We start from the raw sequence: 24,052 nt of genomic DNA, 5'->3' as shown, positions 1-24,052 counted from the left end.
CACCATGATTATTTGAGCGTCTATGGGGCGGAATCCATTACGCTACGGGACTGTTACGGCATACGTTGCTCAGTCTGCCGCCATGACCTGCTCACCTGACGCTGCCGGACAGACCCGCACAGGCAGTCCTTCAAAGGGAGCGGCAGAAAACCCTGTGCTTTTTGGTGGGTTCCGGCACGATCCGCTCGATCAGACGGCGCATCGGCATGTTGGTTTCCAGCACCCATCCCAGCTCAATCGTGCGGTAGGGCAGGCTATGTCCCCGCTTCATGAGTTCGCTGATCAGCAGCGCCGGAAGAAGGGCTCCAAGAGCTGTTCCCGAAAGCGTTTTACTGACACCGAGCAGGATGACCCGCGCGGAGTGAAAGTCATGACGCAGCAGCCGCAGACCCAGCTTCATCCATCCGAGAGGAGACGGCGCTCCTCCCAGATCACCCGCCACATCGAAAACATTGGGCACCACCAGCGCGACGCCCGCTGGCTCACCGTTCTGCTCGACGAGCACGAAATGCTCGGATTTGAGGATGGGCTTGATCTCATGGATCATACCCGACATGTCATCTTCCGTATAAGGAACGAAGCCCCATGTTTCCCGCCATGTGTCGTTGTACATGGTCCGAAGGATTTCGCCGTCCCGCGCAATATTCCTTGCGTCCATCTGCCGAACGGACAGCGCGCCGAGCCGCCCTTCTCCAAGGGAGAGTCCTTTCGGGACGATATGGGCGTTCTCGGCCTGAGGCCCCATCTCCATCTGATAGGAGAGAACATCCATCTTTTTTGTCAGACCGGCGGCCTCGATGGCCTCGCTGAGAAACGGCGGATGCCAGGGCATCATGACCATGGGGGAGGCCTGCTGCCCCTCGATCATCGTGCCATATTCACCGTTGCTATTGAGCGTCCACGGCCCAAGCATCGACGTCATGCCCTCCGAGCGCAGCCATTCCGCTGCGGCTTCTAGAAGGGGCGCCACCACATCAGGCGTTTCCACGTCAAGCGCGCCAAAAAAACCTGTCTGCGGTGTCAGACCCGTTTCATGGGCCGCATCACGCACAAGGTCGTCTATCTGCGCGGAAATCCGGCCTACGGCGCGACCATCCCGCCACGCCAGAAAATACTGCGCCCTGCCATGACGGAAGAAAGGCGATTTCGACGGATTCAGAAGGGCGCGCTGCTCCATATCCAGAGGCGGCACATATCCCGGCTTGCCTGCATAGAGTCGACGGGGAAGCCGGATAAAGGTCGACAACTGACGGAAACCCCGAACCGGGGTAATGACAAGGCGCGCCGTCTGGGTCATGAACTCTCCCTGCAAACACGCGGTCTCGCGCGATACCATAACCAGCACCTTAGCTTCCCGGTGCATGAAGGGCATTGGACATACCGTTGAAAGAAACCGCTGCCAACGTGAAACGACGCAACAGATTGTTTCCGTTTTCCTGCCTCTCATCCATCAGAAAGCCCGGCGCGACAAGTCACAGCCCGACGAAACCGATTCGCATTCTCATCACAGGCGCTTCCGGCGGGATCGGGAGAGCGCTTGCCCGCGATTATGCCCGACCGGGCAATACGCTCGTGCTGTGGGGACGCAATGCCGACCGTCTTCAGGAGATCGCACGGTTCTGCCGGGAGCGCGGCGCTTCCGTCCTGACCCGGGAAATCGACCTGTCCGACGGTCACGCAGCGATCGCCGCCTTTCGCGCCGACGACGACACGTCACAGTTTGACAGCGTCATTCTCTGCGCCGGTCTCTCCGATATGAAAACCGCGTCGGAAAAAACGGAGCGCGCCGAAACCGTTCTGGAACTGGGGCTCGTCAACTACGCCGTGCCTTCCGCCCTCACCATGGCGGCAGCCGACAGGATGCAGGCGCGTGGAGGCGGAAAAATCGCCCTGATCGGCTCTGTAGCAGCCTATCACGACCTACCCTTTGCGGCCGGTTATGGTGGATCGAAAGCCGGTCTGGCGCGATTCGCAAGTTCCGCGCGCATCGCTCTCGCTCCTCTCGGCGTGGAGGTGGTCCTCATTGCGCCGGGTTTTGTCGATACGGACATGAGCCGCCGCATCATCGGCCCCCGCCCCTTTCTCGTCACACCTGAAGCAGCGTCCCGTCACATCATCGCCGCTCTTGCCCGCAACAGGGGAGAGACACTTTTCCCATGGCCATTCCGCCTGCTGCGGCTGATTGACCGCCTGACACCCGGAATGATCCGGCGTGCGATCATGTCGCGCATCGCGGCGGACCAGAAGCCCCGCCAGACTCACTCCGGTTAATCCGATTCAGGAAAATGGCCTGATCCGATTTTTTCCTGAACATCTCACCCAATCCGAGCACAGAGCGTTTCGTCTCTGATGGACAAAAAAGAAGGTCAGCCGATCATGGAAGAGATTGTCGCCGCCGATATCGGAGGAACCCACGCGCGTTTCAGCATCGCAAGGGTGAATAAAGGACGTGTCGGCTCACTTGACGCGCCGATGATCCTGAATGTGGCGGACCACGACACACTGGAAAGCGCCTGGAACCATTTTCGTGAGAATCTGGGCCGCCCACTCCCCAATCGGGCTGCTCTGGCGGTTGCCGCTCCCGTCCAGAGCGAGGTTCTGACGATGGCGAACAATCCGTGGGTCATCGTCAAGGCAGGTCTGGCCGAACGGCTGAATGTGGCCAATACCCTCCTGCTGAATGATTTTGAAGCCGTGGCTCATGCGGTGGCCCATCTTGATCACGAGCATCAGCCCCATCTGTGTGGGCCAGACCATCCTCTCCCCGACAATGGCACCATTCTGGCGATTGGTCCGGGCACAGGACTCGGCACCGCCAGTATCATCCGCAATGGGAGCGAAACTCTCGTGCGGGGCGCCGAAGGCGGTCACATCGGCTTCAGCCCCTGTGACGATTTTGAAGACCGCCTGCTCGACCGTATGCGCGCCATCTACGGACGTGTTTCGGCAGAGCGTGTGATTTCAGGACCGGCGATCATTCATATCTGCGGTCTTGTCGCCGACGATATGGGCGAAATGAATCGCAATCTGGATGACAAACAGCTCTGGACGCTGGCGCTCGAAGGCCATGATCAGGTCGCCATGCAGGGAATGGTCCGGTTCTGCCGGATGCTGGGATCCTTTGCCGGTGATATGGCCCTCGCGCATGGAGCTACAGGCGTCGTCATCGCCGGAGGGCTGGGAAAGCGCCTGATGAGCGTTCTGCCCCGCTCGGACTTTTTTCACCGTTTCATCGAAAAAGGTCGCTTTGAAACGCTAATGCGAAAAATCCCTGTCAGAATGATCCACTACCCTGAACCGGGCCTGTTCGGAGCGGCTTCGGCGCTCGCCACTCAGATAGCGAGGGAGTGACAGCAGGCGAAGAGTCCCTGAGAAAGCTGGGCCGCGCGGACAGCAGCCCGGCCCCGTCAGAGGTTGTCAGCCGCACCCGCGCAGCCGATCAAAAACACCTCATTCGACAGCCGCTGTATCTGCCCGAAACGGTAAAACCAACCCGATGAAAGTGTAAAACTCTCTGGTTTTTTGTTTGTTTTCCGCGATTTTCTGGATTTTTGGAGGTCCGGGCGGGAATCGAACCCACATTCGCGGATTTGCAGTCCGCTACATCACCATTCTGCCACCGGACCTCATCGGTGCCAGCGCTATATCTCTCACGTCTCGTGGCGGGTCAAGTCCTCTCTGTCATTCACCAGCCACTCCATCTGCTCAACCCATTATCAGCACAGTTCACGCTACAATCAGTTGACGAAGGCCCTCCTCTGGGTTTTGTCATTGATCATGTATGCTTCCGGAACCGCTGCGGTTCCGGGGGAGCCACACAGACTGAAACGGAAGACAGCCATCATGACCTATGCCGCAGACCGGGCCCTGACCTCCGTACTTCCTCCGAGTTCTCCGGAAGCCGGTCGTGTGTCTCTTGATACCGCCCGGCAGCGGATGGTTGATGATCAGGTGCGTCCGCTTGAAGTGAACGATCCCCGCATCATTGCGGTCATGCGAACCCTGCCCCGTGAATACGCTTTGCCGGACACCGAGCAGGAATTCGCCTATTCCGACCTCACGCTCCCACTCGGGAATGGCCGTTATCTGCTGCAACCGATGGTGACCGCCCGCCTTGTGCAGATGGCAGATATCGAGGCGGGACAGCGCGTACTCGTGGTCGGCGCTGCCACAGGATATACAGCGGCTCTTGTCAGCATGCTTGGCGCAGAGGTGACCGCGCTGGAAACGGATGCGGCTCTGCTGGCCATCGGCACGGCTTTTACGGCGCGCCTGTCTCTGAACGTGTCATGGCAGCAGGCGCCTCTTGCTGAAGGAGCCCCTGACAGCGCGCCTTTCGATCTGATCTTTTTTGATGGCGCCGTTGAGGAAATTCCGCATTTCTGCCTCACACAACTGACCGCAGACGGGCGTGTAGCCGGGATACTCCGTCCGGACGACGGAACGTCTTCGGCTTTTCTGGCTGAAGCGGAAAAAAGTGATGGCTGGTCCATCCGTCGCTTCTTCGATTCCGAGGCGCCGGTGCTGCCAGATTTTGAACGACCCGCAGCGTTTGCTTTCTGAACGGGATAAGGTGCTGCTGCTGAGATAAATTCCGATGTGGCAATCTGCTGTTAAGTAGAATAGTGGAAAATCCGACATCAGCGTGGCATAAGCTCTCAACTCCGGTCGAGTGTGCGGAGCAGGTATCAAAGAGAGAAGTTACATGAAGCATTCCTGCCGCTTAGGTCTGGGACTGGCAGCTCTGCTGTGCAGTTCGACAGCTATGGCCCAGAAATATGATGGCAGCGGCGAGCCCAGCTTCATCCCCCACACGCTGGAGGAAGCTCTTTCTGTCGCCTATCTGACCAACCCGACACTTCAGCAGGAGCGCGCGACGCTTCGGGCGACGGATGAAAACGTCCCCACCGCGCTCGCCGGATGGCGCCCGACCATCAAGGGGCAGTTCAACCCCAGCTATTACAAGGGCAGCAACAACTATACCGGCGACCCGGCGCAGGGCATTGCCAGCTATCAGCGCAAATACAGCACGTTCGGTTATGCGGCGACAGTCACCGCCTCCGAACCGATCTATACCGGCGGCAAAACGACAGCCCAGACCCATCAGGCCGTCAACAGGGTCATGGCTGAAAGAGCCAAGCTGATCTCCACGGAACAGCAGGTCTTCATGAGTGTCGTGAACGCTTATGTCGGCGTGATCGAGGATGAGCAGCTTCTCCAGTTGAACATCAACAACGAGCGCGTTCTCGAACAGCAGCTCAAGGCGACGAACGAGCGTTTCCGTGTCGGTGAAATCACACGCACCGACGTAGCGCAGGCCGAATCAGCCTATGCCAGCGCAAAAGCGACCCGGCAGCAGTCAGAGGGAACCCTCCAGACTGCTCAGGCCACCTACATGCAGGTGGTGGGAATGGCCCCTCCGCCGAACCTTGTCCCTCCCCAGCCGCTCGTGCTTCCGGTCAAGTCGGAAAACGAAGCTGTCGCCATGGCGGTCAAGAACAATCCGGACGTCATTGAAGCGCTTTTCACCGAATCGTCGCAGAAAGATGCCGTCGCCGTCGCCATGGCCACGTTAATGCCGACCATATCTGCCTCGGTCGCCTATATGCGTCAGGTCAACCAGCAGCTTGGCGGCCAGACCAATGACGACAAATACGCCACACTGGATGTGACTGTACCGATCTATCAGGGTGGGTCGGAATATGCAGGGGTCCGGCAGGCCAAACAGCAGGCGGAGGCTTCCAGCCGGGCTGTCGATGTACAGCGCCGCACCGCCGCACAGTCCGCTGCCTCGAACTGGCAGCGTCTGGTGTCCTACAAGGCCGCCATCGAGAGCAATCACGCGGCCATCAAGGCTGGCATGATCGCGCTTGATGGTGTGGAAAGACAGGCCATTGTGGGAACAAGCACCACTCTTGAGGTACTCCAGCAGCAGAGCACCCTTCTTCAGGCGCAGGTTGCGCTTGTCCAGAGCCTGAGTAACATGGTCACGTCCTCTTATAACGTCGCTTCTGCGATCGGACGCCTGACGGCGCTTGATCTGCATCTGAACGTGCCGCTCTATAATGAAAAAGCCTACTATGACGCGGTTAAGGATCGTCTGTGGGGGCTGAATGACTATGCATTGGATCAGCCCGGACGGTAAGCGCGGCGTGGAAAGGTTTTTTTAATGACAGAGAATAACGACACGCAGCCGGAAAACGGTTCCATCAATACCGTTCTGAGTTCGATCCGTCGCATCCTGCAGGAAGGAAAGGAGGCGCATGCCGCCTCCCAGCAGGCGGCTTCGGCGCTCCAACCAGAAACGCAGCCGGAAACAAAGCCTGAGGAAGCGGTCGCCCCATCCGCACCGCCTCCGCAGGACGATGATGACAGCGTGCTTGTGCTTGATTCCTCCATGTTCGCTCATGATGAAGAGCAGCCGGAATCACACGAGCCTGTGGAGCAGCAGCCCCATCTGCCGGTAGAAGCCGAACAGGAAGCAGAGCCAACACCCGAGCCCGCAGCTCCTGTCGCTGAAACACCGGCAGAACCGGAGCATGTTGCTCCGCCGATATCTCCTGCGCCTGAGCCGGAACCTGTTTCCGCTGAGCCCGCAGAGACACATGAATCGGTGACGGCAGAAACCGAAATTCATGTCCCCGCACCCACCCTGCCAACATCATTACCTGTCGTTTCCCCCTTGTCTCGACCCGTGCAACTGGTGGAGACTACCGAGTCACAACAGGCTAGGACCAGAATGAGCGAGAACAGAACTCCGGCGGAAGCTGCTGCCGGTTATTCCGACTCTGACGCCCCGCTGCCAGTACAGATCGCTCTGGACAAGCAGACTGTCGGTGCTACGGAACATTCTTTTGGCGCGCTGCAACAGATGCTGCGCCGTAAACAATCTTTTGAACATAAGGAGAGACGAGTGTCTATCACGCGCGGTGGAAACCTGACCATTGAAGATATCGTTCGCGATGAAGTCCGTGCATTCCTGAAGGAATGGCTGGATCAGCACCTGTCCGGCATCGTGCAGCAGGCTGTCCAGAAAGAGATCGAGCGTCTCAGCGACCGCTGATCCCTTTGAACCAGTCTGACTGACCGGTAACGGCACAGCACGACTGGTCAGAGACCCGCTCGAAGCGGTATGAGGAAACGCAGCGCGGCATAAGCGCTGCGTTTCTTTTTGTTCAAACACCTTCCATCTGGTTAGAGGCGATGCTCAGCAAAACGTTTCAGGCAACCGACACCGAAGCCCAGCTCTACGAAACCTGGGAAACTGAGGGACGGTTCGCTGCCGATCCGAACAGCAAGGCCACGCCTTTCACCATCATGATTCCGCCGCCTAACGTCACGGGCACGCTCCATATGGGACATGCGCTGACCATGACGTTGCAGGACACGCTGATCCGCTGGCAGCGTATGCAGGGTCGCGATACGCTCTGGCAGCCCGGCACGGACCATGCGGGCATTGCGACCCAACTTGTCGTCGAACGTCAGTTGGCAGGTGAAAACACCACGCGACAGGAACTTGGCCGCGAAGAATTCCTCAACCGTGTGTGGAAATGGAAAGGTGAATCCGGCAGCGGTATCACCCGCCAGCTTCGTCGCCTCGGCTCGTCCCTCGACTGGTCGCGCGAACGCTTCACCATGGATGACGGGCTATCCAAGGCCGTCAAGGAAGTCTTCGTCTCGTTGTATCGTGACAAGCTGATCTATCGTGACCGTCGCCTCGTCAACTGGGACCCACATTTCCGGACCGCCATTTCCGACCTTGAGGTCGAGAACAAGGAAGTGCGCGGCAATCTCTGGCACATCCGCTATCCTGTGGCGGACTCTGACGGTGAATCCATTGTGGTCGCCACGACCCGTCCGGAAACCATGCTGGGCGACACCGCTGTCGCCGTGCATCCCGAGGATGAGCGTTACAAGACACTGGTCGGACGGTTTGTTGTCCTGCCCCTGACCGGCCGCCGTATTCCCATCGTAGCCGACACCTATTCCGATCCGGAAAAAGGCACGGGCGCGGTCAAGATCACCCCGGCGCATGACTTCAACGACTTTGAAGTCGGCAAGCGGCATGACCTGCCGATGCTGACAGTGCTGGATGAAGGCGCTGCCGTTACGCTTGCGGAAATCAAGGACGATCTTCACACCGTGGACGGTCTGGCCGATCCTGCTTTCGTGCGCGGTCTGGAAGGCAAGTCCCGCGAGGACGCCCGCAAAGCCATTGTCGCCGAACTTGAGACGCTGGGTTACCTCGTCGAGATCGAGCCGCACACCAATCAGGTGCCGCACGCCGAGCGTGGTGGCGCCGTGGTCGAGCCGCGCCTGACGACACAGTGGTATTGCGATGCCGCTACCCTCGCCGGTCCAGCTATTGAAGCCGTTGAAAAAGGCGATGTCACCTTCGTCCCGCGTCAGTGGGAGAACACGTTCTTCGCCTGGATGCGCGACATTCAGCCATGGTGCATTTCCCGTCAGCTCTGGTGGGGGCATCGTATCCCGGCCTGGTATGGCCCGGATGGCGCTGTTTTCGTCGGATATGACGACGCCGACACGAAACAGCAGGCGAAAGCCCATTACGGGGAAGACGTCGAACTGACGCAGGATGAAGACGTGCTGGACACGTGGTTCTCCTCCGCTCTGTGGCCGTTCTCCACCCTCGGTTGGCCTGAAAAGACACCTGATCTGGCCCGCTATTATCCGACCGATGTGCTGGTCACCGGCTTTGACATCATCTTCTTCTGGGTCGCTCGGATGATGATGATGGGCCTGCACTTCATGAAGGATGTGCCGTTCCGCACCGTCTTCATTCATGGTCTGGTGCGTGATGAGCGCGGCCAGAAGATGTCTAAGAGCAAGGGCAACGGCATCGACCCGCTGGAACTGCTCGACCAGTATGGCGCGGATGCGGTCCGTTTCACCATCTGCGCGCTGACCGGTGTTGGGCGTGATCTGAAGTTTGGTCCGAAGCGCGTGGAAGATCACCGGGCGTTTGTGACCAAGCTGTGGAATGCCTCGCGCTTCTGCGAAATGAACGGCGTGAAGCCGGTTGAGGGCTTCGATCCTTCGACCGTGCAGAGCCCGCTCGGTCGCTGGATCATCTTCGAAGCGTCCAAGGCCATCAGCGAGGCGACCAGCGCGCTCGAAGCTTATCGTTTCGATGAATATGCTGGTGCGTGCTACCGCTTTGTCTGGAACCGTTTCTGCGACTGGTATCTGGAACTGACCAAGCCGCTGTTCTCGGGCGATACAACGCCGGAAGCCGACGAACTGCGCGCCGTCACGGCGTGGGTGCTGGAGACGATCCTACGTCTGCTCCAGCCGATCATGCCATTTGTCACCGACACGCTTTGGCACGAATTCGGCTACGGTCCGCGTGGCGAGCTTATGGGCGCGGCTTGGCCGGTGCCTGTGACCGTACCGGGTGCTGAGGCGGCTATTGAGGAAATCGACTGGCTGACACGCTTTATTTCCGAAATCCGCACTGTGCGTTCGGAAATGAATGTACCCCCTTCCCGTCTGTCGCCTGTGCTGCTGAAGGATGCGTCAGCCACCACGCAGGATCGGGCCACACGCTGGAAGGAAACGATTGGCCGTATGGCCCGTGTTTCAGAAATCGGCGTTCTGGACGGCGACGTGCCGAAAGGCTCGGCTCAGGCGGTGCTTGATGAAGCGACGCTGGTTCTGCCGCTTGCTGACATCATCGATCTGGACGCTGAACGCGCCCGTCTGACCAAGGAACTGACCAAGGCGGAAGATGAAATCGAAAAGACCGAGCGCAAGCTAGGGAATGCCGACTTCATCGCCCGAGGCAAACCGGAGATTGTTGAGGAAACCCGCGAGCGTCTGGTGACGCAGCAGGGTGACCGGGATCGCCTGAAGGCAGCGCTCGCCCGTCTGGGGTGAGTGCTGAGGTTTTTAAGCATATAAAAGTTTTTGGGTGCCGCCTTTTTTCAAAAAGGCTGTGTTCTTTGAAGCTTTTTGAAAAAAAGCTTCACCAAAAACTTCTTATGTTTAAGATCATGCTGTTGGGGGGGGGTGAGGGTTTCCCTTATGCGTGGGTGGCGGGGAAACCCTGTCACCCATATGTGGTTAAAGGTAAGAGAAACCTTCACAGAATGAACTGGCAGGACGCGCCATGATTGAAACTGCGATACTCGGCGGAGGATGTTTCTGGTGCGTGGAGGCTGTTCTGGTCTCCATCAACGGTGTCCTGAGCGTGCAGTCCGGCTATGCGGGCGGCAAGACCGAAAATCCGACCTACAAAGAGGTCTGTTCCGGCCTCACCGGTCATGCGGAAGTCGTGGAAGTCATCTTTGATCAGGCCGTGATCTCCTATACCCAGCTTTTGCGGATCTTCTTCACGCTGCATGATCCGACTACGTTAAACCGGCAGGGCAACGACAGGGGAACCCAGTATCGGTCGGTCGTTTTCTGGACCAATGAAGAGCAGCGCGAAACGGCGGAAGCCGTCAGGCAGGAAATCGAGAAGTCGGGTTTGTGGAATGCGCCGCTGGTCACGCAGATTGAGCCGCTGACCAAATTCTGGCCAGCGGAAGCGGAGCATGATGACTATTTCAGGCGCAATCCTGATAATGGGTATTGTCAGGTTGTTGTTGCGCCGAAGGTTGTGAAGATGCGGAAGGTTTTTGCGGATTTGCAGAAAGAATCTGACATCTAAAAATATACTTTATATTATATAAAATATATTATCTTCTTTCCATATTAATATATAAAAAATATACTACACCACCTCAAACAGATTTCTAGATAAATTTATATTTATAATAAACAATTAACCTAATTCCTCCCAAATTTTGCACCAAAAGTATATGCACCAATAAGAATAGTTATTAATACACCTAAAATAGTCCATATGTGTGTTATTTTTAAAATTTTAAAAAATTCAGCTATAGTCATCTTTTCTGGATCTATTATTGATTGAGTCTGTGAGATTCGCTCAGATATCAATTGAGGGTCTGATAGCCGGTCTCGCCAGTCGTTTAAAATACCATCAAATGCATTATTATTCAGTGAGGCCGTATCAATAGGTAATTGCTGCACATACCATTCACTTCCTTTTTCGAGAAGCCCATCACAGTAAAGACCTTCTTCAACAATTACTAATAATGGCATTTTCCGATCGTATGCCATTGCAGCCTCAATCTGATTCCAAGACGTGGGCAGTTTTATAGAGACTAATTTTTTTTCATTCTCAGAACCTTGGCGCTCAACCCCTTCAGAGAAGGAATATCGCTCAAGTGCAATCACGACCATGCCAGAACAACGGTTCATTAACTCTGATATTGCATATAATGGGGAAAAAGAACTGAATGTATTTCTACCAATTGTACGAGGCGTTAGATTAAGAGCCTTGAGTTTATTTTCCACCGCATCAACGAATGCTCTTTGCTGTGGGTTCAATCCAGTTCCAACGCTTACAAAAATTTCCATCATTAATACCAGAATTTGAGGATTGAATTTATTACGACCAACTAATTTATAACTGAAAAAATTATAATTATACAATACTACACGATACACGAAATCAGGCAATCACAACAAAAACTCTAAAAAACTCGCACTACTCATTTCAAAGCCAATAGATACATAAAGAAATTTCCTACACGGTAAATTATTTAGAGATAAAATTAATAATAAATATACTTTAATCTTTTTTAGTTCACAAAATTTCAAAAATCTATTATATACAGATGGAATATAATAGGTCTACTCTCATCCAGACACCACATCCTGACTAACATCCACCCACCCCGCATCAACCAACTCCGCCAACTGCTCGGGTGTCAGCCGCACGGAACTCGTGAGTGAGCCTGCCGCCGGGTAGACCTCATCAAATGCCTTCAGCGAAACATCACAATAGACTTTCAGCGGCTGAGGCAGACCGAACGGGCACACGCCGCCGACGGGGTGGCTGGTGAGTTCCAGCACCTCCTCGGCGGGGAGCATTCTGGGGCGAGCGCCGAAGGCGGCCTTGGTCTTGCGGTTATCGAGGCGTGCATCTCCGGCCATGACGACGAGAACCCGCTCGTCGCCCACCTTGATGGCCAGCGTCTTGGCTATCTGGCCTTCCTTCACGCCCAGCGCCTGCGCCGCCAGAGGGACGGTCGCCGTGCTTGCGCCCTGATCGATGATCTCCACGTCGGGCGCGTTGGCGGTGAAAAAGGCTTTAACGGATTCAAGACTCATACTTCATGCCTCTGGCAACGGGGCCCGAAACAGCGGGAACCCTTCTTCAATCATGATGATGCAGACATGGCTTCCAGCAGCCGTGCGATCGCCTCCGCGCCGGGGTCCGGCACGTCGTTCATCTGGCTTTCCGGCACGTAGGATGCACGTCCGGCGTGAGCCTTGCCCATCTTTCTGGTGGCGTCGGCTCCTTTACGGGCCGCTGCTGCCGCGTCCTTCAGTGAGCCGCCATCAGCCAGCGCTTTCAGAGCCGGATCAATTGCGTCGATCATGGTGCGGTCACCCGGTTTTGCGCCTCCCAGTGTCTGCATGGCCTCCAGTCCTTCCTGAAGTGCTGCGGCCCATGATGACGTGCTGCGGCCTGCTGTCGAGAACAGAACCGACAGAAGAGCCCCGCTGGAACCGCCAGTGTGACGGGTCAGCACGCGCCCAATGGTGCCACACAGCGCGTGCGGGTCAGCAAGTGGAAGACGGTCGATCACCTTGAGGATTTCCTTTGCGGCTTCGGCAAAGGTCGAACCTGCGTCGCCATCGCCGATTTTGGCGTCAAGCGCATTGAGGCTGTCCGTGTTTTCGATCAGGGCTTCGGCCCCCGTGCGCATCAGGGCTTCCAGTTGCGCGTTGGAGGATGCCTCACCTTCAAAGGTTTCGGGAAGTTTCGGCATCTTGCGGAGGGCCGGTTTACCGAATGGCGCGACCCCGGGCCATGCGGCGGGTTCAACCGGCGCTCCCAATGCCGCCGTGATGTCGTCCGTCAGTTCGATGACGGTCAGAGAGAAGCCGTTCATATCCAGCGCCGTCATGACTGGCGCTGGTCCAATGACACATTCAATCCGCTCTGCGAGGGATGTTCTGGCAAACGATTCAAGAAGCAGGTTCATTTCCACAGGCGGCACGCTGCCGAGCATGTTGAGCAGCAGTCCGTATTTTCCTTTTCCCTTGGGAAGCGTTTTCTCAAGGGCGGAAGCGGCCTGTTTCATGAGTTCGTCGGCTGATGCAACAGCAATCTGCTGGGCGCCCGGTTCACCGTGAATGCCCAACCCCAGTTCAGCCTGATCGTCCTTCAGACGGGTTTCATGTTCAGGATCGTAGGCGTTGCAATCCGTCAGAGAGAGACCGATCGATGCAATTTTCTTTGCGGCTTCCCGCGCCTTACGGGCCACGACGTCCAGAGGTTCGCCCTGTGAAGCTGCGTGACCGGCGATCTTGTGGACCAGCACGGTTCCGGCCAGCCCGCGTGGAAAGCGGCTGTCGGGAAGCGCGATATCGTCGCCCACAATGACTGTTTCGACAGGGATGCCCATATCGCGGGCCTGCTCGGCGGCCAGCGTGAAATTCAGGCGGTCGCCGGTGTAGCTTTTGATGACCAACAGGCATCCGGCTTTTCCGGAGACGGCCAGAATCGCGGCCAGCACGGCATCGACGCCCGGAGACGCGAACACGGAACCGCAGACTGCCGCATCCAGCATGCCTTCCCCGACAAAGCCAGCGTGGGCTGGTTCGTGGCCGGAGCCACCGCCGGAGATGATCGCCACATGCTCGGGATTCCGCTCCTTGCGCAGAACCACCTTGATCTCGGGGTAGCCGTCGAGACGACAGAGATGCTGCCCTCTGGAAGAACGCAACAGGCCATCGAGCGATTCCGTCACCAGAGTTTCACGGGAGTTAAAGAAGCGCTTCATCGGCTTGGTCTCTTTCTTTTTGATCTTAACTGTCATGCCCTCCTGCTCATCAGGAGACAAGAAACAGCCCCGCGAGGTGCCATTCCTACAACGCACGACGCCTCCTTTGGCTGCTTTCTTTCCGTTCGGTCTTCATCACTGTATGGTGCCCGCCCCTGCATATAAGCGGAGCTTGTTAAGTCCCATGGACCCGGCGTCCCCTCGCCCTACCGGCAAACCCCTGTCGTTTCAGGATCTGATCCTGACCCTCCATCGCTTCTGGTCGGCCCAAGGGTGCGCCATCCTTCAGCCCTACGACATCGAGGTCGGCGCGGGCACGCTCTCCCCGCACACCACGCTGCGGGCTCTGGGCGACACGCCGTGGAAGGCCGCCTATGTGCAGCCGTCCCGCCGCCCTTCCGACGGGCGCTATGGCGAGAACCCGAACCGGCTCCAGCACTATTACCAGTATCAGGTGCTGCTGAAGCCGACGCCGGAAGAGAGCCAGCAGCTTCTGCTGGAGAGCTATCGCGCCATCGGCATCGACCCTGATCTGCATGACATCCGCTTTGTCGAGGATGACTGGGAAAACCCGACCATCGGCGCATGGGGTCTCGGCTGGGAAGTCTGGTGTGACGGCATGGAGGTGACGCAGTTCACCTACTTCCAGCAGGTCGGCGGTATTCCCGTGTCGGTGCCGTCCACGGAACTGACCTACGGGCTTGAGCGCCTCGCCATGTATGTGCAGGGCGTCGAGAACGTCTATGACCTCGCCTTCAACGATGCCGGTCTGAAATATGGCGATGTGTTCCTGCGGGCCGAGCGCGATTACTCGCGGCATAACTTTGAACTGGCGAACACGGAGATGCTGCATCGCCACTTCATCGACGCTGAAAAAGAGTCCGTCGCGCTGGCGGAAGCCGGTGTAGCGCAGCCTGCTTACGATCAGTGCCTGAAGGCCAGCCATCTGTTCAATCTGCTTGATGCGCGTGGCGTTATCAGCGTGAGCGAGCGCGCTTCCTATATCGGTCGCGTCCGCACGCTGGCTAAGCTCTGCTGTGAAACCTGGCTGGCCGAAGAAGCTGCCACAAAGAAGGTGGAGGGCTGAGTCATGGCTGAACTTCTGCTCGAACTTCTCTCGGAAGAAATCCCTGCCCGCATGCAGGAAACGGCAGGCGAGGATCTCGTCCGTCTGTTCCAGAAAACCTTCGCTGCTCTCAATCCGCGCGAGGTGAAAACCTTTACCGGTCCGCGTCGGATTGCCCTGACCTGCCAGTTGAATACCGAAGTCCCCGCCGAGACCGTGGTCGAGCGTGGTCCGCGTGAAGGTGCACCGGAACAGGCGCTGGCCGGGTTCACCCGCAAGCATGGTGTGAGCAAGGACGATCTGGTTCTGGAAAACGGCTTCTGGGTGCTGAACCGCGCAACGCCTGCCGTGTCCGCCGAAGTCTCTCTGGCCGAACGCCTGCCTGAAATCCTGCGCCAGTTTCCGTGGCCGAAGTCGATGCGCTGGGGCACGGGCAGCAGCTTTACTTGGGTTCGTCCGCTGCGTCGTATCCTGTGCATTCTGGATGGAACAGTCGTGCCGTTCTCACTGGCGACGGACACGGACACCGGTCACGGCCTGACAAGCGGCAATCTCACGGAAGGTCACCGTTTCTTCCCGGTTGGCTCCACATCCGCCGAGCCTTTTGCCGTCAGAAATGTTGCGGACTGGCGTGAAGGGCTGAACAGCCGTCGCGTGATGGTGGAGGCGTCCGATCGGCGTCAGGCCATCGTCAAAGGCATCAACGAACTGGCCGCACAGGAAGGGCTGAACATCGTTCCTGACGCCGGACTGGTGGATGAGGTCGCCGGACTGGTCGAATGGCCGGTGCCGCTGCTGGGTCGTATCGACGAGACGTTCATGGAACTGCCTGCCGAGGTGATGCAGGTCTCCATGCGTGTGAACCAGCGTTACTTCGCGCTGCGTCACAGCGACGGCACGGCCGCTCCGCGCTTCGCTTTCGTGGCGAACATTGAGCCGACTGACGGCGGCGCACAGGTCATTGCCGGCAACGAGCGCGTGCTGCGGGCCCGCTTCTCCGATGCGCGTCACTTCTGGGATCTGGATCGGAAGCAGACGCTTGAGTCACGCGTTGCGGGCCTCGATCGCGTCACGTTCCATGCCGATCTCGGCAGTCAGGGCGAACGCGTGAAACGGCTTGTGCGGTTGGCGGAAATCATCGCGCCGATGGTGGGAGCCAACCCGGCCCATGCCGCGCGCGCTGCTCTGCTGAGCAAGAGTGATCTTTCCACCGGCATGGTCGGCGAGTTCCCCGAGTTGCAGGGCGTGATGGGCGGTTATTATGCCCGTCATGACCGTGAGCCTGAGGATGTCAGCACCGCAATTGCCGAGCAGTATATGCCGCGTGGTCCTGCTGACAGTGTGCCGACTGCTCCGGTTTCCATCGCTCTGGCGCTGGCTGACCGGTTTGACATGCTGGTCGGGTTTTTTGCAGTCGGCGCAAAGCCGAGTGGCTCTGGCGATCCGTATGGCGTGCGTCGCGCGGCTCTGGGAATCATCAATCTGATCCGCACCAACAGTCTGCGTCTTGATCTGGTCGCGCTGTTCGTGAAGGCGTCCGAAGCTCTGCCTCCTGCCATTCAGAACGCGCCTGATCTGGATCTGCTGCCGGGATTCATCGCTGAACGTCTGCGCGTGCAGCTTCGCAGCGAGGGTGCGCGTCATGATATCCTCGCCGCCATCTCGGTGGGAAATACGGATAGCGATATCGTTCGTCTGCTGGCCCGCACGGATGCGCTGGCTTCCATGCTGGCGACGGAAGACGGCAAGAACCTGCTTGCTGCGACCAAGCGGGCTGCGAACATCCTGCGGATTGAGGACAAGAAGGACGGTCCGCACGAGGGCACGCCGGATGCCTCGCTCTATACGCAGGCGGAGGAAATCGCTCTGGCCAATGCACTGGGCGCTGTCATCCCCAAGGTTGAAGCGGCCTTTGGCGAGGAACGCTATTCGGATGCGATGCGTGAGGCCGCCAGCCTGCGCTCCGTGCTGGACACGTTCTTCGACAAGGTGACGGTCAATGCGGACGATGCGCAGGTCCGTGGCAATCGTCTGAAACTGTTGTCGGAACTGGTGCGGATGACGCGCCTGATTGCGGATTTCAGCCAGATTGATGGGTGATCATTGCGTAATCTGAGAAGGCAGGACGGTTGACGCTGTCCTGCTTTTTTTTCGAATTTATCGGGAAAAGCGGCTTGATCCGCTCCATCCGACGTTCAGGCAGTTCTTCGCAAGCTTTCACTCAGGAGGCCTGTGAATCCGCTGAATGCGATCAATCAACAGCCCTTGAGAACCTGAATACGAAAAACCCCAGCACAGGCTCTCTGTGCTGGGGTTTTCTGTTCAAGCGCCGTCAAAGGAGCGTGGTGGTGTGGTCTCCCGCACAGCAGCCTCTCTGAACGACCGGCTGCGGCGAGAATGGCAACCCGTCAAAGAAGTCTCCTTGCAGGTTGCCACCCTTCACGTTTCAGACGCCACTTTTTCAGTAATGGACAGACGCGGAGTCAATCAGAGGAGCTTTGGGAGGAGCAAATGTTGTCAGGTCAATGCCCTCAACGGCCTCCATGTATTCCTCGTTGCTCGGCGTGTGGCCAAGGATTGCCGACAGCACCACGACCGGCGTCGAAGCCAGAAGTGATTCTCCTTTCTTGGTGCCGGAATCTTCCACGACGCGCCCCTGAAACAGACGGGTCGAAGTCGCCAGAACGGTGTCACCCTTTTCCGCTTTTTCCTGATTACCCATGCACAGGTTGCAGCCCGGACGCTCCAGATAAAGGATGTTTTCGTATTCGGTCCGCGGTGCGCTTTTCGGATGCGCGTCGTCAAACTCGAAGCCGGAATAACGCTCCAGAATCTCCCAGTCGCCTTCAGCCTTCAGTTCGTCAATGATGTTATAGGTCGGCGCGGCGACAACGAGCGGAGCGTTGAACTCCACCTTTCCTTTTGCCTTCTCGATATTCTTGAGCATCTGGGCCACGATTTTCATGTCGCCCTTATGCACCATGCACGAGCCCACAAACCCGAGATCCACCTTCTTGGTGCCGCCATAGTAGGAAATCGGGCGGATAGTGTCGTGTGTGTAGCGCTTGGATACGTCAGCGTTGTTGACATCAGGATCAGCGATCATCGGCTCGTTGATCACGTCGAGATCAACAACAACCTCGGCGAAATATTTCGCGTTGTCATCCGGAGCAAGCGGAGGATGTTCGCCCGAACGTATCTCGGCAATACGCTTGTCAGCCTTGGCGATGAGGCCTTTCAGCGTGCCGGCGGCATTCTCCATGCCTTTGTCGATCATGATCTGGATGCGCGACTTGGCGATTTCCAGCGACTCAATCAGCGTTTCATCCTGAGAGATGCAGATGGAGGCCTTGGCCTTCATCTCGGCTGTCCAGTCGGTAAAGGTGAAGGCCTGATCGGCAAGAAGCGTGCCGATATGCACTTCGATGATACGCCCCTGAAACACGTTGTCGCCGCACTGCTTGAGCATCTGCGCCTGTGTCGCATGCACCACGTCACGGAAATCCATGTGCGGCTGCATCGTGCCCTTGAACGTCACCTTGACCGACTGTGGGATCGGCATGGTCGCCTCACCGGTAGCCAGAGCCAGCGCCACGGTGCCTGAGTCGGCGCCAAACGCCACACCCTTGGACATACGGGTGTGGCTGTCACCACCGATAATGATGTCCCAGTCACTGACGGTCAGATCGTTCAGAACCTTGTGAATCACATCCGTCATCGGAGGGTAGACACCCTTCGGATCACGGGCGGTGATCAGACCGAAGTCGTTCATGAACTTCATGAGCTTCGGAATGTTCACCTGCGCCTTCTTGTCCCAGACGGATGCCGTGTGACAGCCGGACTGATACGCGCCATCCACCAGAGGCGAAATGACGGTCGCCGCCATCGCCTCAAGTTCCTGCGCAGTCATCAGACCGGTTGTATCTTGTGAACCGACGATATTCACCTTGACGCGAACATCCGACCCTGCGTGCAGGACCTTGCCCGGCGTCACGCCAACAGCGTTGCGGTTGAAGATTTTCTCGACTGCGGTCAGGCCCTGATTCTCGACCGTAATTTCCTTGTTCGGCGCGAAAACGGCCGGAGCCTCGATCCCCAGCGTCTGGGCGGCAAATGTCTGGAGCTTCTTGCCGAAAACGATAGCGTAAGAGCTGCCCGCCTTCATAAACTCCAGCTTCTGGGGTGTGAAGGCGGCGGCGATATCAACCAGTTCCTTGCCGTTCTCGTCGCGAAGCTGTTTGTTCTTCACGTCGATCTTCAGGATGGTACCGGTCGCGACCGAGTATTTCTCCTCAAGGATGGGATTGCCATCGTTATTCAGGATCGCCTTACCATCTTCACCGGTCTTCCTGAACCAGTTTTTCAGGTTGATGCCGATGCCACCGGTCACATCGACAGTCGTTGCGAAAATCGGCGAGATACCGTTGGTCCCTGCGACGATCGGCGCAAAATTGACGAAAGGAACGTAGGGACTGGCCTGTTTACCGGTCCACAGCGCGACGTTGTTCACGCCTGACATACGCGACGAGCCGACACCCATCGTGCCTTTTTCGGCGATCATCATCACCCGCGCGTCGGGGTGCTGCTTCTGCAGCGCAACGATCTCCTGCTGGGCCTCAGGCGAAATCATGCATTTGCCGTGCAATTCACGGTCCGAGCGTGAATGTGCCTGATTGCCCGGTGACAGAAGATCGGTCGAGATATCACCTTCAGCCGCGATGAAAGTGACGACCTTGATGTCGTCCTCAACAGGTGGGAGTTTTGTGAAAAATTCGGCCTTGGCGTAGCTTTCCAGCACGTCTTTGGCGACCACATTGCCTGCCTTGTAGGCGTCACGCAGCCGGAACATGTCGGCGTCGTAGAGGAAAACCTGCGTCTTCAGCACCTCTCCCGCCTGTTTGGCGATCGCGGCGTCATCACCAAGAGCGATATCGAGCAGAACCTTGACCGAGGGGCCGCCCTTCATGTGTGAGAGCAGCTCAAGAGCGTAGGTAGGCGTGATCTCCGGGACGATCGTTTCGCCCTCAACGATCTTCTTCAGAAAAGCCGCCTTGACACCCGCCGCGCTCGTAGTGCCCGGCAATGTGTTGTAAATGAAGAATTTGAGAGCATCTGCCCGCTGCTCGTTACCTGCATCTTCAATCAATGCAATGATGTCACGAACGAGAGCGCCGTCGTCAATCGGCTTGGGGGAAAGCCCCTGACTTTCTCGTTCCTTGATTTCGGTCAGGTAATCTGAGTAGGCGTTCATCGCAATCCCAACGTCTTTGAGGTGTATGGGCCTGAAACGCGGCCCTTCAAACCGGATGTGGCTCGGTCAGCTCAAGGTTCTGATGGACCTCGGTACGCCAACGTTTACCGACTGACAAGACACGGCATTTCGACAAAACGACCTTTTGAATTCAACGGTTGCCGTCTGAGTCCGGCGCTTTGCCTTTTCCTTCAATCGGAGCCCGTTAACCGTCGATTTTACCCCTGCCGTGCTCCCTTGATCTGACTGATGACGCTCTATTTGTCATTTCAATTTTCCGGCACTGGGAAATGTATCGTCGTTAGCCGCCGCCGTGCAGGACAGAGCTGCCGGTAAAGTACGCGCTATTAATGGCATCCATTGTTATTAAGCTCATTGAAGCACCCAAAACCGACCAATGGCGGAGTCGAGTGAACCACATATCTGCGTCAGAAAACGCAAGAAAATCTGATATTAAAAGTTACCCGTACCGTGTCGACGGTGCGAGAGACGTCCAATTAAAAGTGTATAATGGAACCTCTTTCCCCGTTACAGGATCCATTGCCGTTTCTGGGAAAGCTTTGATAATGCCAGACATATCAGTCACCCAAGGGTCAGAAGCTCCATACGGAGCTTCTGTTCTGGTATGATGCACTGCAGTCGTCTGATGATGTATTTCATGCCACACTGTATTGACGAGATACCCGTATAAAAAAACATCACCCATCAGCACTCTCACACCGGTTGGATTTACCCATATTTTTCTATTAAATCTACTTAATGGCGAGGAAGAAAGACGACAAACATTCAATTTTTCGATTTCTATATTTCTTTCATTTTTATCGATTATTTTTTTGGCTAAAAAGGCGTCTTCGTTACAGTCTGTTGACTGCCAAAGGCTTGCTCCGGAAGTAGCAATTCCATAGACAGACCTGTCTGTGATACGTGATGGCGCACAAAATTCATCTGCGTCATCAAAAAATTTCAGAGATGGATCAATATTTAATTCTAAAAATGCACATGTTTTTCCCATCATTGGTGTTTTGTTTCTGACAGAAAAACCAAGATCCAACGCTTGAATTATACGAATTTTAAGATTTTTGTCATGAACAGAACCAAGATCAAATCTACATTTATCGCTTTTATATATAGAATTATTTACTTTATTAATGGTATTTATATTCAAATAACTATTTTCCGCCATAACCAATCCCATCCAGAAGTTTTAAACACTCACTGTCAGTTTTTATACCAAAACACATATTTTTTATTATGGATTTCTTTTTGTTTTCTTCTTCTATCCAACAAGACCTATACTGCTTTGGAATAATAACACTTACAGAAGAATACAATTCATATCGACCCTTAAAACCTTTTATGTGCTCATAATTATCAAACCCATCTCTTGTCCATATATGATTTTCAGGCACTCCATTTTTCACCAGATCTTTTATTACAGAAGTCATTCTTTCCAATGAAAGGTTCCGGTTTGCATTTTTTTCATTAGTATCAAAATGCCCTTCCAAAAGCACATAACTATTTTCCGATATTGCAGTTTTCACTATATAATCAAGAATCTTTTGCGATGAACCAACCAGCGTTGAGGAACCTTCCCTGAAGCCCACATAGAGTGTTGATGGGACGCATTTGTCTGGATTCATCAGGCTATCTGTCTGAGCCATACTGACAGACGAAAGAAGTGGTGAAATTATAAAAAGCAGATAAATTTTCTTAATTGTCATACCTACCCCTATCATATTCTAATTTACCTCAAACATTTGTCACCATACAATACTTTTCTCTTTGAATTCATCAAATCGCAGGAACACTACGATATTCCAGAGCAATTTGAATTTTTTCAAACATAATTCTTGGACAAGAAACCAAGCTTTTTTATCCAAAAACAATACACTAAAATTAGCCTCTTCTTTTATTTCCCAACCCATGCCCACTCACACTCGCCCCCGCATCCGGTCGCAACAGCCCAGCCAGCGGCACGGCAAGACATGTCAGCGCCCCAACCACCAGAAATCCCACCCTGAAATCCGCCGCCACCGCCTGCGGATGGTCCTGAACAGCACGCGATACGGTCACAGCGAGAGCCGCCACGCAGATGCCTGCTGACAGCATCATCTGCTGGAAGGTGGAATAGAAGCTGGTTGCACTGCTCATCCGCTCTTCCGGCAGATCAGCATAAGCTATGGAGTTGTAAGCCGAAAACTGGATCGCCTGCACGGCGCCGGACGCCAGCAGTACCAGTGTCAGTGTCCAGAGCGGCCAGTCCTTCTGGAAGCAGGCGATGGCGCCAAAGGCAAGCGCCCCACCCCAGCCCGTGGTCATCATGACCGTGCGGAAGCCAAACCGCTGGAACAGGCGCGGCACATACACGCGTGAGCACAGTGCTCCGATGGGCGCGGCAAAAACCACCATACCGCTTTGCGCCGGATTTAATCCGAAGCCGATCTGTAGAAAGGCAGGCAGAAGGAACGGAAACGATCCGGCTGCGAGACGTGAGGCCGCACCGCTCAGAACGGACAGACGAAAGGTCGGAACTTCCATCAGCCGGAAATCAAGAACCGGATTGGGGTACCGCTTCATGTGCCGGAAATAGCCGAGAAACAGACAGGCTCCGGCGACCAGCAGAATGACGGAGAGCCAGTAGGGTTTTGTGTTGTGGCTGATCATCTCCGCACTGAAGGACAGAAGAGCCAGACCGCCGCCAGCCAGTCCCATGCCGGGCCAGTCGAACGGATGTGTCCGCTTTTCCTGCAACTGGGGGATATGTTTCCACGTCAGATAAAGCCCGAGCAGCCCGACAGGAACGTTGATGTAGAAGTTCCAGCGCCAAGACAGCAGTGTGGTGATGAAACCGCCCAGCACAGGCCCGAACATCGGTCCGAGCGTGGCGGGCATCATCATCCAGGTCATGGTTTTCAGCAGTTCGGATTTGGCGACGCTCCGCAGCAGCACCAGCCTGCCGACCGGCATCATCAACGCGCCGCCCACTCCCTGCACCATGCGTCCCAAGGCCAGCACCGGGAGGCTTGTCGCCTGACCGCAGAGAATGGAACAGACAATAAACAGGGTGATCGCCACCATAAGGGTCGTTCGACTACCGAAACGGTCAGCCACAGCACCGGATACGGGAATGAAGATAGCCAGCCCGACGATGTAGGATGTCAGCGCGACGGAAGCCGCCACCGGATCCACATGCAGGGAAGAAGCGATCGCCGGGAGAGCTGTTGCCAGAATGGTGCCGTCGAGTTGCTCCATGAACAACAGACTGGAAATGGTCAGAGCTATGATCTGCGATCGGCGTAGAGCTGGCATGTCAGTAACAAGACAGATTTTTCGGCGGGCGCACAACTGGCGAAAAGACAGATCACCGATGTCTGATGCGCCTCGTCCCTGAAAACCATCGACCATAAAAAGCGTTGCATCATCAGTGAGATCGGTTCCAACTATGCCGACAGAAGACGCATTGCGACTTCGCGTTTCACTGACGCCTCAGGGTGTTCGAAAGGAAGACAGACATGTCAGACGACAAGATCAACACCACGGAAGAGAAAATTCACGGCGTCGTCGATCAGGCCAAGGGCCGCATCAAGGACGCGGCAGGTGGCCTGACGGGCGATCTCGGTCTTCAGGCCGAAGGCAAGGTCGATCAGCTTGCCGGGATCGCCCGTGAGGAATTCGCCGACCTGTATGAAGAGAGTGAAAGCCTTGTCGAGAAGGGCGTGTCCTTTGTGCGTGACAAGCCGCTTCTCGCTCTGGGCATTGCCTCGGTGGTCGGCACGTTCATCGGGTGGCTGCTGATGCCGCGCCGCAAGGGCTGAATCACACACTCGAAAGAGGGGCAGTTCTTCGATCTGC

The 24,052-nt window shown here is 56.0% G+C and carries 18 protein-coding genes and 1 tRNA gene; 10 read left to right on the top strand and 9 right to left on the bottom strand.

Translation table 11 applies throughout. From position 1 onward, the window contains the following. Positions 1-130: 130 nt before the first annotated feature. Positions 131-1,297 carry a hypothetical protein gene (locus tag LKE90_RS02805; RefSeq protein ID WP_291490760.1) on the bottom strand — a complete coding sequence of 389 codons (1,167 nt, stop codon included), beginning with the start codon at positions 1,295-1,297 and terminating at the stop codon, positions 131-133. Positions 1,298-1,449: 152 nt separating this feature from the next. Between LKE90_RS02805 and LKE90_RS02800 the strand changes: the two genes are divergently transcribed. Together LKE90_RS02800 and LKE90_RS02795 are read left to right on the top strand one after the other, a co-directional pair. Continuing rightward, entirely contained in the window at positions 1,450-2,271 is an 822-nt protein-coding gene (locus tag LKE90_RS02800; RefSeq protein WP_291490980.1) for an SDR family NAD(P)-dependent oxidoreductase, read from the top strand. A 105-nt stretch (positions 2,272-2,376) separates the two neighbouring features. Next, positions 2,377-3,351: a glucokinase gene (locus tag LKE90_RS02795; RefSeq protein ID WP_291490979.1), complete on the top strand. Its 975-nt coding sequence runs from the start codon at positions 2,377-2,379 to the stop codon at positions 3,349-3,351. A gap of 201 nt (positions 3,352-3,552) precedes the next feature. Here the strand turns inward: LKE90_RS02795 and LKE90_RS02790 are convergent. Next, positions 3,553-3,626: transfer RNA gene (locus LKE90_RS02790), tRNA-Cys, on the bottom strand. 217 nt (positions 3,627-3,843) lie between these two features. Between LKE90_RS02790 and LKE90_RS02785 the strand changes: the two genes are divergently transcribed. The 5 genes from LKE90_RS02785 (at position 3,844) to msrA (ending at position 10,672) form a co-directional block, all read left to right on the top strand. Next, positions 3,844-4,563 (top strand): protein-L-isoaspartate O-methyltransferase family protein, encoded by a 720-nt coding sequence (locus LKE90_RS02785; protein ID WP_291490759.1) that lies wholly within the window; start codon positions 3,844-3,846, stop codon positions 4,561-4,563. Between the two features lie 142 nt (positions 4,564-4,705). Further along, the gene (locus tag LKE90_RS02780; RefSeq protein WP_291490758.1) at positions 4,706-6,145 is read left to right on the top strand and encodes a TolC family outer membrane protein; all 1,440 of its coding nucleotides are present in this window, start codon (positions 4,706-4,708) and stop codon (positions 6,143-6,145) included. A 24-nt stretch (positions 6,146-6,169) separates the two neighbouring features. Continuing rightward, on the top strand, positions 6,170-7,063 hold the full coding sequence (locus LKE90_RS02775) for a DUF2497 domain-containing protein (RefSeq protein WP_291490757.1): 894 nt from the start codon (positions 6,170-6,172) through the stop codon (positions 7,061-7,063). Between the two features lie 140 nt (positions 7,064-7,203). After that, positions 7,204-9,897 carry a valine--tRNA ligase gene (locus LKE90_RS02770; RefSeq protein ID WP_291490756.1) on the top strand — a complete coding sequence of 898 codons (2,694 nt, stop codon included), beginning with the start codon at positions 7,204-7,206 and terminating at the stop codon, positions 9,895-9,897. A 232-nt stretch (positions 9,898-10,129) separates the two neighbouring features. Then, positions 10,130-10,672: a peptide-methionine (S)-S-oxide reductase MsrA gene (gene msrA, locus LKE90_RS02765; RefSeq protein WP_291490755.1), complete on the top strand. Its 543-nt coding sequence runs from the start codon at positions 10,130-10,132 to the stop codon at positions 10,670-10,672. A gap of 119 nt (positions 10,673-10,791) precedes the next feature. On the opposite strand, the gene LKE90_RS02760 is transcribed toward msrA, so the two are convergent. The 3 genes from LKE90_RS02760 to LKE90_RS02750 all read right to left on the bottom strand — a co-directional run bounded on the left by LKE90_RS02760 (position 10,792) and on the right by LKE90_RS02750 (position 13,919). Next, positions 10,792-11,535: a hypothetical protein gene (locus tag LKE90_RS02760; protein WP_291490754.1), complete on the bottom strand. Its 744-nt coding sequence runs from the start codon at positions 11,533-11,535 to the stop codon at positions 10,792-10,794. 192 nt (positions 11,536-11,727) lie between these two features. Further along, on the bottom strand, positions 11,728-12,201 hold the full coding sequence (locus tag LKE90_RS02755) for a YbaK/EbsC family protein (protein WP_291490753.1): 474 nt from the start codon (positions 12,199-12,201) through the stop codon (positions 11,728-11,730). A 50-nt stretch (positions 12,202-12,251) separates the two neighbouring features. Beyond that, complete coding sequence (locus LKE90_RS02750; protein WP_291490751.1) at positions 12,252-13,919, bottom strand: dihydroxyacetone kinase subunit DhaK; 1,668 nt, start codon at positions 13,917-13,919, stop codon at positions 12,252-12,254. Positions 13,920-14,067: 148 nt separating this feature from the next. Between LKE90_RS02750 and LKE90_RS02745 the strand changes: the two genes are divergently transcribed. Continuing rightward, positions 14,068-14,970, top strand: a complete 903-nt coding sequence (locus LKE90_RS02745; RefSeq protein WP_173572856.1) for a glycine--tRNA ligase subunit alpha — start codon at positions 14,068-14,070, stop codon at positions 14,968-14,970. 3 nt (positions 14,971-14,973) lie between these two features. Continuing rightward, a complete protein-coding gene (gene glyS / locus LKE90_RS02740; protein ID WP_291490749.1) occupies positions 14,974-17,049 on the top strand; it encodes a glycine--tRNA ligase subunit beta in 2,076 nt (691 codons plus the stop codon). Between the two features lie 361 nt (positions 17,050-17,410). Here the strand turns inward: glyS and LKE90_RS02735 are convergent, their stop codons facing one another. From LKE90_RS02735 to LKE90_RS02720, 4 genes are all read right to left on the bottom strand, one after another. Beyond that, positions 17,411-20,200 carry a bifunctional aconitate hydratase 2/2-methylisocitrate dehydratase gene (locus LKE90_RS02735; RefSeq protein ID WP_291490747.1) on the bottom strand — a complete coding sequence of 930 codons (2,790 nt, stop codon included), beginning with the start codon at positions 20,198-20,200 and terminating at the stop codon, positions 17,411-17,413. A 460-nt stretch (positions 20,201-20,660) separates the two neighbouring features. Continuing rightward, positions 20,661-21,383, bottom strand: a complete 723-nt coding sequence (locus LKE90_RS02730; protein WP_291490745.1) for a hypothetical protein — start codon at positions 21,381-21,383, stop codon at positions 20,661-20,663. Beyond that, positions 21,370-21,936 (bottom strand): OmpA family protein, encoded by a 567-nt coding sequence (locus LKE90_RS02725; RefSeq protein WP_291490743.1) that lies wholly within the window; start codon positions 21,934-21,936, stop codon positions 21,370-21,372. Before LKE90_RS02725 ends, LKE90_RS02730 begins: the two co-directional genes overlap by 14 nt. Before the next feature lie 160 nt (positions 21,937-22,096). Continuing rightward, positions 22,097-23,509 carry an MFS transporter gene (locus tag LKE90_RS02720; protein WP_291490741.1) on the bottom strand — a complete coding sequence of 471 codons (1,413 nt, stop codon included), beginning with the start codon at positions 23,507-23,509 and terminating at the stop codon, positions 22,097-22,099. Positions 23,510-23,712: 203 nt separating this feature from the next. Here LKE90_RS02720 and LKE90_RS02715 point away from each other — a divergent pair, with 203 nt between their 5' ends. Continuing rightward, entirely contained in the window at positions 23,713-24,015 is a 303-nt protein-coding gene (locus tag LKE90_RS02715; RefSeq protein ID WP_291490739.1) for a CsbD family protein, read from the top strand. Positions 24,016-24,052 lie beyond the last annotated feature (37 nt).

This window comes from Acetobacter sp., assembly GCF_022483985.1.
GTDB lineage: Bacteria > Pseudomonadota > Alphaproteobacteria > Acetobacterales > Acetobacteraceae > Acetobacter.
The sequence above is the reverse complement of the archived record's forward strand: the minus strand, read 5'-3'. Positions and strand labels throughout refer to the sequence as shown.